This window comes from Chryseobacterium indoltheticum, assembly GCF_003815915.1.
Taxonomy (GTDB): Bacteria; Bacteroidota; Bacteroidia; order Flavobacteriales; family Weeksellaceae; genus Chryseobacterium; species Chryseobacterium indoltheticum.
The window spans coordinates 2,320,734-2,337,544 of sequence record NZ_CP033929.1; the positions used below are offsets into that span (position 1 = coordinate 2,320,734).

Below are 16,811 nucleotides of genomic sequence, written 5' to 3' on the forward strand. Positions count from 1 at the left end.
ATATATTTATGCTTAGTATATAGTTATAAGTTATAAATGATGAATTATGAGTTTAAAACTCTTCTTTTTTTTGGACTAAATTATTGATAATCATTAAATTGATTTTTTTAAAAACTCATAATTTATAATTAATAACTTATAACTCTAAAAAATTATTTCTTAAACCGTTCCCATTTAATCAGCATATACTTATCTGCAAACTGCGTAATAATTAAACCGGAATCTTTGATGTTTTCTTCTTTCGAAATGTATTCAATCAATTCATTTTGTTTCAAAATTTTATAAACCGGATGAAAATCTGAGTGAGGTGGTCGTGTAATATTATATTTCTTTATCCATGAACTTATCGTAACATGGGAAACTCCTATAATACGCTCTATTTCACGGAAACTCAATCCTTCAAGGTAAAGCTGAAGAGCTTTTGTGACATAATAATCATCAATTTTTTTACCTAATTTTTTAACAGTGAAATAGTAATTGCAATGCTTGCAGTGAAATCTTTGCTTTTCATTAATGATTCCACTTTTTACGACTTTATCACTTTTACATTTCGGACATTGAGTTTCCATATATAGTATTTTAGCAAATATATAACAAGTTAGCAAATGTTTAAAATTGATTAAAGATAATTTTACCTGTGAATATTAATTAAACAATAAAATTATCTTTTTTACTTGGTTTCTAAAGTTATTATGTTTTAAATTTGCCAAAAAATTCAGATAAATAAATGGAAATAGAAGTTTCCTCGTCCATGCATCTAGTGTATGTGAGTGAAATACAGCAGGAAATGTATGATTCTGCACAGCGAAGAGGGACGGGTATTGCAAAACGTTCTATAGAATATTTAAGTGAAAAGATTTCAGAAGGCAATGCTGTTGTAGCCACTGAAAACGGAGAGTGGGTGGGTTTCTGTTATATAGAGACTTGGTCGCATGGTCAGTTTGTGGCTAACTCAGGATTAATTGTTTCTCCAAAATTCAGGCATGGAGGGATTGCAACCTTAATCAAAGATAGAGTGTTTGCTTTGTCAAGAGAGAAATTTCCCAATGCGAAAATATTTGGCTTGACAACCGGTCTTGCTGTGATGAAAATAAACAGCGATTTAGGGTACAAACCAGTAATTTATTCTGAATTAACTCAAGATGAAGAATTTTGGAGCGGTTGTAAGAATTGTGTGAATTATGAAATTTTAATGAAAAAGGAACGTAAAAACTGTCTTTGTACAGCAATGCTTTTCGTTCCTGATAATAATAAAGTAAATGAGGTTGTAAATAATCAACCCGAAAATCAATATCAAAATGAGCAAGAAAGTAATCTTAGCGTTTAGCGGAGGTTTAGATACCTCTTACTGCGCTAAATATTTGAGTGAAACACTTGGATATGAAGTATATGCGGTCACTGTAAATACCGGAGGTTTTTCTAAAGAAGAGGAAAAAGAACTGGAGAAAAAAGCCTTAAATCTTGGGGTAAAAGAATACAGGTGCGTTGATGCTCAGGAAGATTATTACAATTCTTGTGTAAAGTATTTGATCTTTGGTAATGTGTTGAAAAACAATACATATCCTCTTTCTGTAAGTGCCGAACGTACAATTCAGGCGCAGGAAATTGCAAAATATGCCATTGAAATCGGAGCTGATGCAATCGCTCATGGAAGTACAGGTGCTGGAAATGACCAAGTTCGTTTTGACTTGATTTTTCAGGTAATGTGTCCGAATGTAGAAATTATTACGCCAATTCGTGATCTATCTTTATCTCGTGAAGAAGAAATTGAGTTTTTGAAAAACCATGGTTATGAAATGGAATTCCAAAAAGCACAATATTCTGTGAATAAAGGACTTTGGGGAACTTCAGTCGGCGGAAAAGAAACGTTGACTTCAAGAAATTATTTGCCGGAAGACGCTTTTCCTTCTCAAATTAAAGAAACTCAGCCTTCAGAATTGGAAATTGAGTTTAAAAATGGTGAAATTGTAGCGGTAAACGGTGAAAATTTTGAACATTCGGTTTATGCCATTCAAAAAATTGAAGAATTAGCTTCAGCTTACGGAATTGGTCGTGACATCCACGTTGGAGATACGATTGTCGGAATCAAAGGAAGAGTAGGTTTTGAAGCGGCAGCAGCGTCTGTAATCATCAAAGCGCATCATTTATTGGAAAAACATACGCTTTCAAAATATCAGCAGATGATGAAATCTCAATTGTCTAATTGGTATGGAAACTGGCTTCACGAAGCGCTTTTCTTAGATCCTGTGATGAGAAATATTGAGTCTTTCTTAATTGATTCTCAAAAAACAGTAAGCGGAAAAGTATTTCTAACCCTTCATCCATACAGATTTATATTAAACGGAATTGAGTCTAAGCATGATCTAATGTCCGATAAATTCGGAAGCTACGGTGAAGCAAACAGAGCTTGGACAGGTGAAGATGTGAAGGGCTACACGAAAATCGTAAGCAATTCACTAAATATATATCATCAGATAAATAAATAAGACTTGGGCAGCTTTATCCGCCTGTAGTTTATCCTGAGTTTGTCGAAGCGCTCCCAATCTTTTGTTCGTCGTTCCTCCTCACAAAAGGATTTTCCGCTCAAGTCGGGCTGCGTGCAATTCGCTGCAATAAAAGAGTCCCAAAGGGACGACCTAAATCAGGGTAGGATGGAATCCTATCAAAGGAGAATATTTGTAAAAATAAACTCCAATCAAAAACAAATATAAAAATGATTGAGATTAATCAAAAAGAAATAAAAACAGCAGGAATCATCGGAGCCAACGGTTACACAGGAAGCGAATTGGTTCGTCTGTTGGCTTTTCATCCCAATGTGACTTTGAGTTTTTTATATAGTCGTTCAAATTCGGGGACAAAGATTTCAGATTTGTACCCGGATTTAACGACGGTTTGTGAAATGGTTTTAACGCATAAGCCTGAAGATGTAGATATTTTATTTTTATGTCTTCCTCACAAAAAAAGTCAGAATTGGTTGACTCAAAATAATGTAAAAGATGAAACGTTAGTGATTGATTTAGGAAATGATTTTCGTTTAGATGGTAATTTCGGAAACAGAAATTTTATCTACGGTTTGCCTGAAATCAACAAAAAACAACTTTTGGGAGCAAAAAGTATTGCGAATCCGGGATGTTTTGCAACGGCAATTCAACTGGCTTTGCTTCCATTGGCTCAAAAAGGACTGTTGAATCAGGTTTACACAACGGGAATTACAGGTTCAACAGGTGCGGGCCAGTCTTTACAGCCGACTACGCATTTCACTTGGAGAAATGATAATATTTCGGCTTATAAAACTTTGACACATCAGCATGTGGATGAGATTTTACAGCAGTTAATTTCTTTTAATACGAATGAAATCAGTCTAAATTTTGTTCCATGGAGAGGGGATTTTGCGAGAGGAATTTTTACGAGTTCCACGGTGAAAACAGATTTAGAGCTTTCAGATATCAATCAATTGTATCAGGATTTTTATGCAGATGAACCTTTTGTTAAGGTAAGCGAGAAAGTAATTGATTTAAAACAGGTTGTCAACACCAATCGCTGTGTGATTCATATAGAAAAGAGTGGAAATGTTGCGGTTATTCACTCAGCGATTGACAATTTGTTGAAAGGAGCTTCCGGACAGGCAGTTCAAAACATGAATATTGCAATGGGTTGGGAAGAAAATTCAGGTTTGAATTTGAAGCCAATTGCGTTTTAATGTGAATCGTCAATAAGTCAATTGTGAATTTTTAAACTCAAAGTAAAACCGACCTAGGAAAATGGAGCGTTAAGAAAAATAATTTTGTGAACGTTAAGAAAATTCTACTGTTCGAAGCGCGAGACAAAGTCGAATCGAAGAACAAATATCAAATTCGCGCAAGTTTTAGAATTTTTAGAGAGCAAAAATATTTTTTAGCGAAAGTTTCCAGTCTTGAACTTTTGTTTCTTTTGTTTCAAGACAAAAGAAATTAATAAAAAAATAAAGATATAGCTATTTAAAAACCAGCAACTATCAACCAACAACAATCAACTAAAAAATGAATTTATTCAACGTATATCCATTATTTAACATAAATCCGGTAAAAGCCCAAGGATCATTTCTTTGGGACGATAAGGGAGAAAAATATCTCGATTTTTACGGGGGTCATGCGGTAATTTCTATCGGGCACAACCATCTGCATTATCAAACTCAATTAAAAAACCAGTTAGATAAAATATCTTTCTATTCAAACTCGGTTCAGAACGAATTGCAGACTGAACTGGCTGACAAATTAGGAAAACTTTCAGGTTTGGAAGATTACAATCTGTTCTTGTGTAATTCAGGAGCTGAAGCGAATGAAAATGCTTTAAAACTGGCTTCTTTTCACAATGGAAAAAGTAAAGTTTTGTATTTCTCAGGTTCGTTTCATGGAAGAACTTCGGCAGCAGTTTCTGTGACCGATAATCCAAAAATTTTAGCCCCGGTAAATTATGACGAAAGATTCATCAAATCTGAATGGAATAATATCGAAAAGCTTGAAGATGTTTTTGAAAAACAAGGAAATGAAATTTCGTCAGTAATTATAGAAGGAATTCAGGGAGTTGGCGGAATTATGATTCCAACGGTTGAATTTTTAACTAAAATCAAAGAACTGTGCGAAAAATATAATGCTGTTTTAATTTTGGATGAAGTTCAGTCAGGTTACGGAAGAAGCGGATATTTCTTTGCACACCAAGAATTTGGAATTGAAGCAGACATTATCACGACAGCAAAAGGAATGGGCAATGGATTCCCGATTGGCGGTGTTTTGATTCACCCGAAATTTCAGGCAAGCAACGGTTTGCTGGGAACAACTTTTGGAGGGAATCACTTAGCTTGTGTCGCTGCAATTGCGGTTTTGGATGTGATGAAAGATGAGAGTCTCATCGAAAATGCTCAGGAAATGGGCGAATATATTGAAAATGAAATTAAAGATTTTCCACATATTAAAACCATCCGAAGGAAAGGCTTGATGATTGGAATCGAACTCGATAGGGATTGCTCGGAAGTGAGGAACAGTCTGCTGTACGATCATCATATTTTCACAGGAAACTCTAATGAGAAGGCTGTGTTGAGGATTCTTCCGGCGCTTAACATTAAAAAAGAAGAAACCGCTCTATTCATCGGTGCTTTGAAAACTGTTTTAGAAAATCTCTAATTAATTAACCACAAAAATTTTAAACACTTTAATTTAAAGTTAAAGAAGTTCACGTAAGATTTTGAAAATCTTTGATTTTCAACTCATGTGTTCTACTATTTTCTAAGTTTTAAACTTAAATCTAATGTGACTTATGTGTTAAAAAACTTTTGTGCTAAAATACTCAGAAAAATGAAAAAATTCACCTCTGTAAGTGATGTTAAAAACTTACAGGAAATCATAAAAAAAGCTTTACAAATTAAAGAGAATCCTCTTTCGGAAACCGAGAAAGGAAAAGGAAAAACAATCGGACTTGTATTTTTAAACTCAAGTTTGAGAACCCGTTTAAGCAGCCAGATTGCGGCACAAAATTTAGGATTAAATGTTTTGACATTAAACGCAGCACAGGAAGCATGGAACTTAGAATTTGCGGATGGAGCCATAATGAACGGCGATACCGTTGAACATATCAAAGATGCTATTGAGGTATTAAATCAATATTGTGACATCATTGCAGTTCGTTGTTTTGCAGGAATGAAAAGCAAGGAAGATGATGTTAACGAAAGCATTTTAAGCCAGTTCGAGCAACATGCAAAAGTTCCCATTATTTCATTGGAGTCGGCTACACGTCACCCTTTGCAAAGTTTGGCAGATTGCATCACAATTACAGAAAACTGGAAAGAAGAGCGTAAACCGAAGGTAGTTTTGACTTGGGCTCCCCACATCAAACCAATTGCTCACGCAGTTGGAAATTCTTTCGCAGAATGGATGCAGGAAATGGATGTTGAGTTGGTAATCGCAAATCCTAAAGGTTATGATTTGGATAAAAACTTCACGAAAGATGTGAAAATAATTCACAATCAGGATGAAGCGTTGAAAGATGCGGATTTTGTTTATGTGAAAAATTGGTCGTCTTTTGATGATTATGCGGCAATGCCTGAAGTGAAGGAAGGCTGGATGTTGACGAATGAAAAAATAGCTAATACCAATCAAGGAAAAGTGATGCACTGTCTTCCGGTTCGTCGTAATGTAGAATTAAGTGATGAAGTAATGGACGGTGAAAATTCTATCATTTATCAGCAGGCAAAAAACCGAATTTTTTCTGCACAAGCTGTTTTCTCTGAAATTTTGGATGGATTGAATTCTAAATAACCAAACCTCATAGGTTTCAAAAACCTATGAGGTTTTCACTCGCAAACCTTGTCAAGGTTTTAAACCTTGACAAGGTTCTCAAAAAAGGTTTGCAATGAAAGATAAATTATACATCATAAAAATAGGCGGCGCATTAATCGATGATGAGGGATTATTGAACGAATTTCTGAAGCAGTTTTCCGAAATCAAGGAAAGAAAGATTCTTGTTCATGGAGGAGGGAAATTAGCCACAACTTTAGCAGATAAATTAGGTGTTGAGCAAAAAATGATCAACGGACGAAGAATCACGGATAAAGATACGTTGGATATTGTGGCGATGGTTTATGCAGGAGGAATCAACAAAAACATTGTGGCAAAACTTCAGCAGAAAAAATGTAAAGCAATGGGTTTTTCGGGAGCTGATGCCAATTTAATTAAAGCTACAAAAAGAGAACACGCAGAAATTGATTTTGGATTTGTGGGTGATATTACCGAGAAAAGTGTGAACAAGAAATTAATCTCAAAATTAATTAAACTTAAACTTGTCCCAGTATTTTCAGCGATTACTCACGACAAAAAAGGAAATCTTTTCAATACCAATGCAGACACGATTGCTTCGGTAATTGCTCAGGCTTTGTCTTCAAAATATGATGTTGAGTTGTTGTATTGCTTTGATAAATCAGGTGTTCTGGAAGATGTCGAAAATCCTGAATCTGTTATAAAAAATATTTCTGAACAAGAATTTTCTGTTTTAAAAAATGAAGGAAAACTTCACAAAGGAATTCTTCCCAAACTTGAAAACGCTCTTGGAGCCATAAAAAACAATGTAAATAAGGTATTCTTAATCAAAGAAACCGAGCTGAAAAACCATATAGAAAACCATCATGCAGGAACTGAAATCTGTTTATAGTAAAGAAGAGTTACTGAATAATGCAGTGGATTTGTTGAAAAAACTGATTGAAATTCCGTCATTCAGCAAAGATGAATTTAATACGTCTGTGGAAATTGAAAACTTTTTCAAAAAGAACAATATTCCGACAAAACGCTTTAAAAATAACATCTGGGCGGTGAACAAAAATTTTGATGTTTTCAAGCCTTCAATTTTGCTGAATACGCATCACGATACCGTAAAACCTAATAAAGCGTATACTTTAGACCCGTTTTTAGCAATTGAAAAAGATGGAAAGTTATTTGGATTGGGAAGTAATGATGCGGGAGCCTCTTTGGTTTCGATGGCGCAGGTTTTTTTGCATTTTTATGATAAAGAAGATTTAAAATACAATGTAATTATTGCTTTGACAGCGGAGGAGGAGATTTCAGGTTTTGACGGAATTGAAGCTTTATTTCCCCAACTACCCAATATCGAGCTCGCCATTGTTGGAGAACCAACGCAGATGAATCTGGCAATTGCTGAAAAAGGATTGTTGGTTATTGACGGGGAAATGAAGGGCACTCCTTCTCACGCCGCCCATCCTAATGACGATAACTCGATTGTGAAATGCATGGAAGATTTGCAGCAAATTTTAAGCTTTACATTTACAAAAGTTTCGGATTATTTAGGTGAAGTTAAAATTACCTTGTCGGGAATTCATGCCGGAGTTCAGCATAATGTAGTTCCGGAATCGTGCCAATTTACGCTGGATGTAAGAGTTACGGATCAATATTCCAATAAAGAAGCATTTGAGATCATTCAATCGCAGATGAAATCAACTTTGACAGCGAGGTCTTTCAGGTTAAATTCCTCAAAAATAGAGATGGATCATCCTTTTGTACAGGCAGGTTTGGAAATTGGGAGGACAACTTACGGTTCGCCAACTTCATCCGATCAGGCAATTATTCCGTGTACATCGGTGAAACTCGGTCCGGGCGACAGTACACGTTCCCACACCGCAGACGAATACATCTATATAAAGGAAATAGAAGAAGGAATTGATATTTATATCCAAATTCTTGAAAAAGTTTTATATGCTGGAAGCTTGGATAATGGTGACGGAGGTTTAAGAATATCGACCTAGGAAAATGGAGCGTTAAGAAAAATAGTTTTATGAACGTTAAGAAAATCCCACTGTTTGAGTGCGAGACAAATATCGAATCGAAGAACCAATATACAATTCGCACGAGTTTTGGGATTTTTAGAGAATAAAAATATTTTTTAGCAGAAGTTTCCAGTCTTGAATTTTTGTTCTTTTGTTTCAAGACAAAAGAAAATTTTAAATAAAAAAAGAATTTTATGAAAAAAATATGGCAAAAAGATGACAATGCCACCAATATATTAGTCAATAAATTTACAGTCGGGAAAGATCTTGATTTTGATGAGCGTTTGGCAAAATACGACGTCAAAGGTTCAATGGCGCACTGTAAAATGTTAGCAGAAGTTGGAATTATTTCCAATGAAGAATCAATGCAGATGTTATCTGTTTTGGAAGAAATTTTAAATGATATCGAAAACGGAGCTTTTGAAATCGATAAAAGTGCGGAAGATATTCATTCTCAGATTGAATCTATTTTAATTGAAAAATTAGGCGATACAGGAAAGAAAATTCATACGGCAAGATCAAGAAATGATCAGGTCTTGGTGGATATTAAACTGTATTTGGTGGATGAAATCCGTGAAATAACGTCTTTAACGGATGAGTTTTTTCAAATATTAATTAAACTGGCGGAACAACATAAAAACGTTCTGCTTCCCGGATATACGCATTTGCAAATCGCAATGCCTTCATCGTTTGGATTATGGTTTGGAGCGTATGCAGAAGCATTGTTGGATGATGTTGAAATGCTTTTCTCGGTTAAAAATATCATTAATAAAAATCCATTGGGATCTGCGGCGGGTTATGGCTCATCTTTTCCGATTGATCGTGAAAGTACAACGTATAATTTAGGTTTTCAGTCGATGAATTATAATTCAGTTTACGCTCAAATGACGCGTGGAAAATCAGAGAAAATGTTATCGATGGCAATGGCAACTTTGGCGGGAACGCTTGGAAAATTTGCGTATGATGTTTGTTTATATTTAAGTCAAAACTTCGATTTTATAAGCTTTCCGAAAGAGTTTACAACAGGAAGCAGCATTATGCCACACAAGAAAAATCCCGATATTTTCGAATTGGTTCGTGCGCGTTGCAACAGAATCCAGTCGCTGCCGAATGAGTTTATTTTGTTGACGAATAATCTTCCTTCAGGCTATCACAGAGATATGCAGTTGACAAAAGAAATTCTTTTCCCGGCAATTGATTCGTTGAAAGAATGTCTTGAAATTTTAAGCTATACCTTACCAAATATTCAGGTGAAAGACGGAATTCTGGAAGATGAAAAGTATAAATATCTTTTCAGTGTAGAGAAAATCAATGAAGAAGTGAAAAACGGAAGTTCATTCCGTGATGCTTATGTAAAAGTAGGGCAGGAGATTGAAAATAATGAGTTTGATTTTGAAATAGGAAATCTAAATCATACTCATCAGGGAAGCATTGGGAATTTATGTTTGGATAAAATAGAATATCAGTTTAATAAACTAAAAAATAAACTATTGGGTTGAAAATTAGTTTAAACCATTAAGGTGATTAAGGATTAAGAATAGTTAAGATTCGCAGACGAATAATGACGCAATGCTTAAAAATTCTTTAGATTTTCTTAATTAACCATAACTACTTTAAAAATCTTAATGGTTCAATTTTAAATATTTTAACCTAAATCAATTTTAAACTTAGTTGATTTTTTAACCTCGTGAAGAACAATCGAGCTGTGGTATTGCCCGATATTTGGAATGTTTGATATAATATTGACAGCAAATTCATTATAAGAATTAATATCCTTTGCAATGATTTTCAACATATAATCATATTCGCCGGAAAGGCTGATGATTTCCTGAACTTCATCGTGTTTTCCGATGTTTTTTTCGAATGTTTCAAGAACTTTTTGTGATTGTTCTTTTAGTCGAACATTGCAATAAACAACAATATTTAAACCCAGCTTTTCACGATTCAAAAGACCAACATATTTCTCAATAATCCCCTGTTTCTCCAATTGTTTGATACGTTCATACGTCGGAGTAAAGGTAAGACCGATCTTTTCTGCAATTTCTTTTACAGAATAAGTAGAGTCTTCCTGAATAATACTGAGAATCATTTTGTCTTTTAAATCCATATAATAGGGTTGAGTTTGAAACAAAAATAGGATTTAAATATGAAAATAAAAAAAGAATGCAGTTTTTTAATTTAATGGAATTTTGATTTTGTCAGTTCGTTGAAATGTTATATCTTTGCACCTAATGAATAACACAGTATTTATATCATTAGAATTACCGGGCGTAGACGCCCTTTACGATATTTATTTATTTTAAGCGAAGATATTTTCTTCGCTTTTTTTTTGTAAAAAATTAAGATATTATGTTTACGATTACAGAACTAAGCACCGAGAGAATCAATAGGATAGTAACAGAAGCATTGGCTTTTGCAAACGGAAAAACCGCCAAAATTGAAGGGGAAATTTTTTGTTCAAATCTTTTCTTCGAAGACAGTACGAGAACCAAAACAAGTTTTGATATTGCCGAAAGAAAACTAGGTTTACAGGTCGTTCCTTTTGATGCTTCAAACAGTTCTGTTAATAAAGGTGAAAATTTATATGATACGGTAAAGACAATCGAAAGTTTGGGAGTAAACTTAGTCGTAATTAGAGATAAAAAAGATAGATATTTTGAAGAATTAAAAAATATCAATATTCCTATAATCAACGGAGGAGACGGTACAGGAAACCACCCTTCACAATGTATGCTGGATTTAATGACGATTTATCAGGAATTTGGAAAGTTCGAAGGTCTAAAAATAGGAATTGTAGGAGACGTAAAACACAGCAGGGTTGCCAACTCAAATGCAGAAGCTTTGAGAAGATTAGGTGCAAAAGTGTACTTCTCAGGCCCAGAACAATGGTTTGACGAAGGTGCTTTAATTAACGGTACTTATCTTTCTGTTGATGAATTAATTAAAGAAGTTGATGTTTTGATGTTATTAAGAATCCAACATGAAAGACACGATGCAAAAATGAGCTTTTCTGCGTCAGATTACCACAAAAAATATGGTTTGACAAAAGAAAGAGAAAAAGCAATGAAAAAAGAAGCTATTATCATGCATCCTGCACCAATTAACAGAGGAATTGAAATTGATACAGATTTGGTGGAATGCGACCGTTCGAGAATCTTCAAACAAATGCAGAACGGTGTTTTCGCAAGAATGGCAATTTTAAAAGAAGCTTTGGAAGGACAAGGGTTTAGCTTTAAGTAAGAGCCAAGGAAAAAGTATAAAGTTAAAAGCATCCACAAAATTCCACTCCTTTGGAGGGGTGGCGAAAATTCAAAGAATTTTTGACGGGGTGGTTAAAGAATTAAATAGAAAGTAAAAAAGAATAAAGAGATAAAGAAAATGAAGAAAAAATTAATACTGGAGTCCGGTGAAGTGTTTCATGGAGAAGGTTTCGGAGCAGAATTGGAAACTGCAGGAGAAGTAGTTTTCAATACCGGAATGACAGGGTATCAGGAACTGATTTCTGACCCGTCTTATTGCGGACAGATTGTTTGTATGACCTATCCGCTTATCGGAAACTATGGGATTAATAGGGATGATTATGAGAGTATAGAGCCTGCTATCAAAGGTCTTATCGTAAAAGAGCTTTGTGATTTGCCTTCGAATTTCCGTACTCAGATTACTTTAGATGAATTATTTAAAAAGAAAAACCTTTCAGGAATTTCAGGAATTGATACGAGAAGACTGACAAGAATTCTTCGTAACTCTGGAGTGGTAAAAGGAAAAATCGTAAATGCTGATGCTGAAAATGATACAATCGTTTCAGAATTAAAATCAACGACTTTCCCAACCAATCAGGTGGAGCAGGTTTCTACAAAAACGCCTTATGCAAACCCAGGAAGAGGGTTTAAAGTAGTACTTGTGGATTTTGGTTCTAAATTAGGAATTATCAGAGAGTTATCTCAAAGAAATTGTGACATTATCGTAGTTTCACATGATACAACAGCTGAAGACATTTTATTAATGAATCCTGATGGAATTATGCTTTCAAACGGTCCCGGAGATCCTGAAGATAACCCGAAAGCATTAGAAATGATTCGTGGATTGTTAGGAAAAGTTCCAATCTTCGGAATCTGTTTAGGACATCAATTAATAGGTTTAGCTTGTGGAGCAAAGACTTTCAAATTAAAATTCGGTCACAGAGGAGGAAATCATCCAGTTTTAGATTTAGAGAAAAATAAAGTGGCCATCACTTCTCAAAATCACGGGTATGCAGTTGATCAGGAAAGCCTTAAAGAAACAGATTTAATAGAAACGCATATCGCATTGAACGACAGAACAAATGAAGGTCTGAAACATAAAATTCACCCTTGCTTCTCAGTTCAGTATCACCCGGAAGCGAGCCCAGGACCTGAAGATGCAAACTACTTATTTGATGATTTCATTAATTTAATGGAAGATTTTAAGAATAAGAAGAGTCAGTAAGAAGTTAGTTGTCATTCAGAACTAAGCGAAAGCACAGTGAAGAATCTCTACAAAGAAAATTTAGATTCCTACGGAATGACAAAAGGCCGAAATAAATCAGATAAAAAGTAAAAAATATAAAGTTTAGAATCTTGGCTCTTTGCTCTTGATTCTTTAATCTAAAATATAAAATGGCAAAACGTACAGATATAAAAACAATTTTAGTAATCGGTTCAGGACCTATCATCATTGGTCAGGCAGCGGAATTTGATTACGCGGGAACGCAGGCTTGTCTGTCTTTGAGAGAAGAAGGCTACAAGGTAATTTTGATCAATTCAAACCCTGCAACGATCATGACAGATGTTGAAATCGCTGACAAGGTTTACATCGAGCCGATTTCACTTCAGTTTGTAAGTCACATCATCAGAAAAGAGCGTCCAGATGCGCTTTTACCAACTCTTGGTGGACAAACAGGTTTGAACATGGCGGTAGAATTGGAAAAATCAGGAATTCTTGAAGAATGTAAAGTTGAAGTTCTTGGAACTACGCTTTCAGCAATCAACAGAGCGGAAGACAGAGATCTTTTCCGTGAATTGATGAGAGAATTGAACGAACCGGTTCCTGAATCTGATATCGTAAATACGGTGGAAGGAGCAATTAGTTTTGCTAATGAAATTGGGTATCCTGTAATTGTTCGACCTGCCTTCACAATGGGCGGAACAGGTGGTGGAATCGCTGCTACTGAAGCTGAATTAAAAGAAATTGCAGAATTAGGATTAAAATATAGTCCGGTTACTCAATGTTTGATTGAAAGATCAATCGCAGGTTTCAAAGAAATTGAATACGAAGTAATGCGTGATGCAAACGACAATGCGATTGTGGTTTGTAACATGGAAAATATAGATCCGGTTGGAGTTCACACTGGTGATTCAATCGTTGTGGCACCTTCTCAAACACTTTCTGATAGAGAATATCAACTGTTGAGAAACGCTTCGTTAAAAATCATCAGAGCTTTAGGAATTGAGGGTGGTTGTAACGTACAGTTGGCTTTAGACCCACATTCATTCGAATATTATATCATCGAGGTTAACCCAAGGGTTTCCCGTTCATCAGCTTTAGCATCAAAAGCAACTGGTTATCCGATTGCTAAAATTGCTGCAAAAATTGCGGTAGGCTTAACGTTAGATGAAATCATGAATCCGGTTACCGGAACATCTTACGCTTGTTTTGAGCCGGCTTTAGATTATGTGGTAACGAAGTTCCCAAGATTCCCATTCGATAAATTTGAAACGGCAGACAGAAGATTATCAACTCAGATGAAAGCGACGGGTGAAGTAATGGCAATCGGAAGAAATTTCGAAGAATCTTTACAAAAAGCGATTCGTTCTCTTGAAACTGGAATTAAACATATTGGTTTAAAAACAAAACAGGCAGAAGCACTTACTGCAGAAGAAATCGAAAGAAGAATCAGAGTTTGTGATGACGAAAGATTATTTATCATCGGTGATGCTTTAAGAAGAGGCTACGACTGGGAACAGATCGTGGAATGGAGTAAAATAGACAAATTCTTTATCTGGAAAATCAAGAAATTAATTGATTTCGAAAAAGTTATTGCTGATAATAAATTTGATTTAGAAACTTTAATTCAGGCTAAAAAATTAGGTTTCGCAGATGTAAATATCGCTGTTCTTTGGGATGTAAAAGAACGTGAAATCTTCAATTTCAGAAAAGAAAACGGAGTAATGCCGGTTTACAAAATGGTAGACACTTGCGCTGCTGAATTTGAATCTGAAACTCCATATTTCTACGGAACGTATGAAGAAGAAAACGAAAGTGTAGCTTCAGACAAAGAAAAAATCATCGTTTTAGGTTCTGGGCCAATCAGAATCGGACAAGGTGTTGAGTTTGATTACGCAACGGTTCACTCGGTTTGGGCAATCAAAGAAATGGGTTATGAAGCGATTATCATCAACAACAATCCTGAAACAGTTTCTACAGACTTCTCAATTTCAGATAAATTATACTTCGAACCTTTAACGGAAGAAGATGTAATGAATATTATCGAGCTTGAAAAACCAAAAGGTGTTGTAGTACAGTTCGGTGGACAGACAGCGATTAACTTAGCTGATAAACTGGCAGCTCACGGAGTTCAGATTTTAGGAACTTCTTTGGAAGATCTAGACAGAGCTGAAAACAGAGATAAATTTGAAAAAGCCCTTCAGGAAATGGGAATTCCTCAGCCTTTAGGAAAAACTTCAACATCAAAAGAAGAAGCGATAAAAATTGCCAATGAAATCGGTTATCCGGTATTGGTTCGTCCAAGCTACGTTTTGGGAGGTAGAGCAATGGAAATTGTTTACACCGAAGCAGAACTTTCTCATTACATGGAATTCGCAGTAGATGCAAGTCCGGAACATCCTGTTTTGGTCGACAGATACATGGTTGGAAAAGAAATTGAAGTGGATGCTATCTGCGATGGTGAAACGGTAATCATTCCTGGAATTATGGAGCATATCGAAAGAGCGGGAGTTCACTCCGGAGACTCAATTGCGGTGTATCCTCCACAGAATATTTCTCAAAGTGAAGTTGATACTTTGGTAGATTATACACAAAGATTGGCTAAAGGTTTGAAAGTGATTGGGTTAATGAATATTCAATACGTTCTTTTTGAAGGAAATGTTTATGTGATTGAAGTGAATCCAAGATCATCAAGAACAGTTCCTTTCTTATCTAAAATTACGGAAGTACCGATGGCAAATTTAGCTACAAAAGCTATTTTAGGCCAAAAGCTGACAGATTTAGGATACAAAAACGGATTGGTTCCGAATAAAGAAGGTGTTTTTGTAAAAGTTCCGGTATTCTCTTTCTCAAAATTAACGAAAGTTGACATCTCTTTAGGCCCAGAAATGAAGTCTACAGGAGAAGTGATGGGGAAAGACACAACTTTAGAAAAAGCGCTTTACAAAGGATTGGTTGCAGCGGGAAGAAAAGTTCCGATGCATGGTTCAATCCTATTTACAGTAGCTGATAAACATAAGCAAGAAGCGGCAGATCTGGCAGCAAGATTCCATGAAGTTGGTTTCAGAATCTGGGCAACGGAAGGAACTGCAAAATTTTTCGGAGAACAAGGAATTCCTTGTAAAATTGGATACAAAATAGGAGAGGAAAGCGTCAACTTAATCGATTTGATTCAAAAGGGAAAAGTTCAATACGTTGTCAACACCATGACCAAAGGAAAACAGTCTGAAAGAGACGGTTTCCAGATCAGAAGAATGAGTGTGGAAAATGGTGTTCCTTGTTTAACATCGATGGATACAGTTGAAGCAATCTTGAAAGTGATTGAAAGCATGAGCTTTAAGATGGAAACGATGTAGTTTTCAGATTGAGATAAATCGAAAGCGGGAGAACAATCTTCCGCTTTTTTTATGGATATTTTTCAGGATTTTGCGAGGTGTGAAAAACTCTGAAAATTTTGATTGTTTCTATTTGCTTTTCAATTTTATAAATAATGATGAAAGGAAAGACTCTCAATGGTAAACGATGAAAATCATTATGGATTTTTTGAAAGTAAGCAACCTTTTGGAGTTTGTTCACAGTAAATTTAAAGTCTTTAAAGAAACTGTTTGCTACTTTTTTTCCAGCAACATTTTTGTAATATTCGAAAGAATTAACAATATCTCTATTAGCTTCGGGATTGGTTATAATTTTATACGCCATACTTTGCTTTCATTTCAGCAAAAAAATCTTCAATAGGCATAAAATCTTCATCCTTCAAATTTTCCATTGCATCCAATTCACGTTTTTGCGCATCTGTTAATTGGTAATTTAGATTATGTTCGTACCAATCTTTTTGAGATTTTTTTTCAAGAATTCCGTCTAAATATCCTAAAACCTGTTTGAGAATTTCCTCCGGTTCATTCTCTAGTTTTTGATTGATGATATGTAACGTATTAGAACTCATTGGTCTTATTTTTATCAAAGTTAATAAAAATTTTAATTGAAGAATATTTTTGTCACATTCAAATTTTCATTTAAAATAAATTTAAAATCTGAAAATGATGAC

Annotated in this window: 15 protein-coding genes; 11 read left to right on the forward strand and 4 right to left on the reverse strand. The window is 35.0% G+C overall.

Going from position 1 to position 16,811, the window contains the following annotated elements:
- Nucleotides 1-152: 152 nt before the first annotated feature.
- Nucleotides 153-569: an IS1/IS1595 family N-terminal zinc-binding domain-containing protein gene (locus EG358_RS10720; RefSeq protein WP_076558904.1), complete on the reverse strand. Its 417-nt coding sequence runs from the start codon at nucleotides 567-569 to the stop codon at nucleotides 153-155.
- 158 nt (nucleotides 570-727) lie between these two features.
- Here EG358_RS10720 and EG358_RS10725 point away from each other — a divergent pair, with 158 nt between their 5' ends.
- The 8 genes from EG358_RS10725 (at nucleotide 728) to argH (ending at nucleotide 9,804) form a co-directional block, all read left to right on the forward strand.
- Nucleotides 728-1,327: a GNAT family N-acetyltransferase gene (locus tag EG358_RS10725; RefSeq protein WP_076558902.1), complete on the forward strand. Its 600-nt coding sequence runs from the start codon at nucleotides 728-730 to the stop codon at nucleotides 1,325-1,327.
- Nucleotides 1,299-2,486: an argininosuccinate synthase gene (argG, locus tag EG358_RS10730; RefSeq protein ID WP_076558900.1), complete on the forward strand. Its 1,188-nt coding sequence runs from the start codon at nucleotides 1,299-1,301 to the stop codon at nucleotides 2,484-2,486. The genes EG358_RS10725 and argG overlap by 29 nt, the downstream gene beginning before the upstream one ends.
- A gap of 227 nt (nucleotides 2,487-2,713) precedes the next feature.
- Complete coding sequence (gene argC / locus EG358_RS10735; RefSeq protein ID WP_076558898.1) at nucleotides 2,714-3,700, forward strand: N-acetyl-gamma-glutamyl-phosphate reductase; 987 nt, start codon at nucleotides 2,714-2,716, stop codon at nucleotides 3,698-3,700.
- Between the two features lie 319 nt (nucleotides 3,701-4,019).
- Complete coding sequence (locus EG358_RS10740; protein WP_115596425.1) at nucleotides 4,020-5,159, forward strand: aspartate aminotransferase family protein; 1,140 nt, start codon at nucleotides 4,020-4,022, stop codon at nucleotides 5,157-5,159.
- A gap of 171 nt (nucleotides 5,160-5,330) precedes the next feature.
- Nucleotides 5,331-6,290 carry an N-acetylornithine carbamoyltransferase gene (locus EG358_RS10745; RefSeq protein WP_076558894.1) on the forward strand — a complete coding sequence of 320 codons (960 nt, stop codon included), beginning with the start codon at nucleotides 5,331-5,333 and terminating at the stop codon, nucleotides 6,288-6,290.
- Nucleotides 6,291-6,384: 94 nt separating this feature from the next.
- The gene (argB, locus tag EG358_RS10750) at nucleotides 6,385-7,179 is read left to right on the forward strand and encodes an acetylglutamate kinase (RefSeq protein WP_076558892.1); all 795 of its coding nucleotides are present in this window, start codon (nucleotides 6,385-6,387) and stop codon (nucleotides 7,177-7,179) included.
- On the forward strand, nucleotides 7,154-8,284 hold the full coding sequence (locus EG358_RS10755) for a M20 family metallo-hydrolase (protein WP_076558890.1): 1,131 nt from the start codon (nucleotides 7,154-7,156) through the stop codon (nucleotides 8,282-8,284). The genes argB and EG358_RS10755 overlap by 26 nt, the downstream gene beginning before the upstream one ends.
- A 215-nt stretch (nucleotides 8,285-8,499) precedes the next feature.
- On the forward strand, nucleotides 8,500-9,804 hold the full coding sequence (gene argH / locus EG358_RS10760; RefSeq protein WP_076558888.1) for an argininosuccinate lyase: 1,305 nt from the start codon (nucleotides 8,500-8,502) through the stop codon (nucleotides 9,802-9,804).
- A 146-nt stretch (nucleotides 9,805-9,950) separates the two neighbouring features.
- Here the strand turns inward: argH and EG358_RS10765 are convergent, their stop codons facing one another.
- On the reverse strand, nucleotides 9,951-10,412 hold the full coding sequence (locus EG358_RS10765; protein WP_076558886.1) for an Lrp/AsnC family transcriptional regulator: 462 nt from the start codon (nucleotides 10,410-10,412) through the stop codon (nucleotides 9,951-9,953).
- Nucleotides 10,413-10,654: 242 nt separating this feature from the next.
- On the opposite strand from EG358_RS10765, the gene EG358_RS10770 reads away from it, so the two are divergent.
- From EG358_RS10770 to carB, 3 genes are all read left to right on the forward strand, one after another.
- Nucleotides 10,655-11,545 carry an aspartate carbamoyltransferase catalytic subunit gene (locus EG358_RS10770; RefSeq protein ID WP_076558884.1) on the forward strand — a complete coding sequence of 297 codons (891 nt, stop codon included), beginning with the start codon at nucleotides 10,655-10,657 and terminating at the stop codon, nucleotides 11,543-11,545.
- Between the two features lie 138 nt (nucleotides 11,546-11,683).
- Nucleotides 11,684-12,769: a carbamoyl phosphate synthase small subunit gene (locus tag EG358_RS10775; RefSeq protein WP_076558882.1), complete on the forward strand. Its 1,086-nt coding sequence runs from the start codon at nucleotides 11,684-11,686 to the stop codon at nucleotides 12,767-12,769.
- Between the two features lie 170 nt (nucleotides 12,770-12,939).
- The gene (carB, locus tag EG358_RS10780; protein ID WP_076558880.1) at nucleotides 12,940-16,122 is read left to right on the forward strand and encodes a carbamoyl-phosphate synthase large subunit; all 3,183 of its coding nucleotides are present in this window, start codon (nucleotides 12,940-12,942) and stop codon (nucleotides 16,120-16,122) included.
- A 49-nt stretch (nucleotides 16,123-16,171) separates the two neighbouring features.
- Here carB and EG358_RS10785 read toward each other — a convergent pair whose 3' ends face one another.
- Complete coding sequence (locus EG358_RS10785) at nucleotides 16,172-16,465, reverse strand: type II toxin-antitoxin system RelE/ParE family toxin (RefSeq protein WP_076558878.1); 294 nt, start codon at nucleotides 16,463-16,465, stop codon at nucleotides 16,172-16,174.
- On the reverse strand, nucleotides 16,455-16,709 hold the full coding sequence (locus tag EG358_RS10790) for a hypothetical protein (RefSeq protein ID WP_076558877.1): 255 nt from the start codon (nucleotides 16,707-16,709) through the stop codon (nucleotides 16,455-16,457). Before EG358_RS10790 ends, EG358_RS10785 begins: the two co-directional genes overlap by 11 nt.
- Nucleotides 16,710-16,811: the final 102 nt, after the last annotated feature.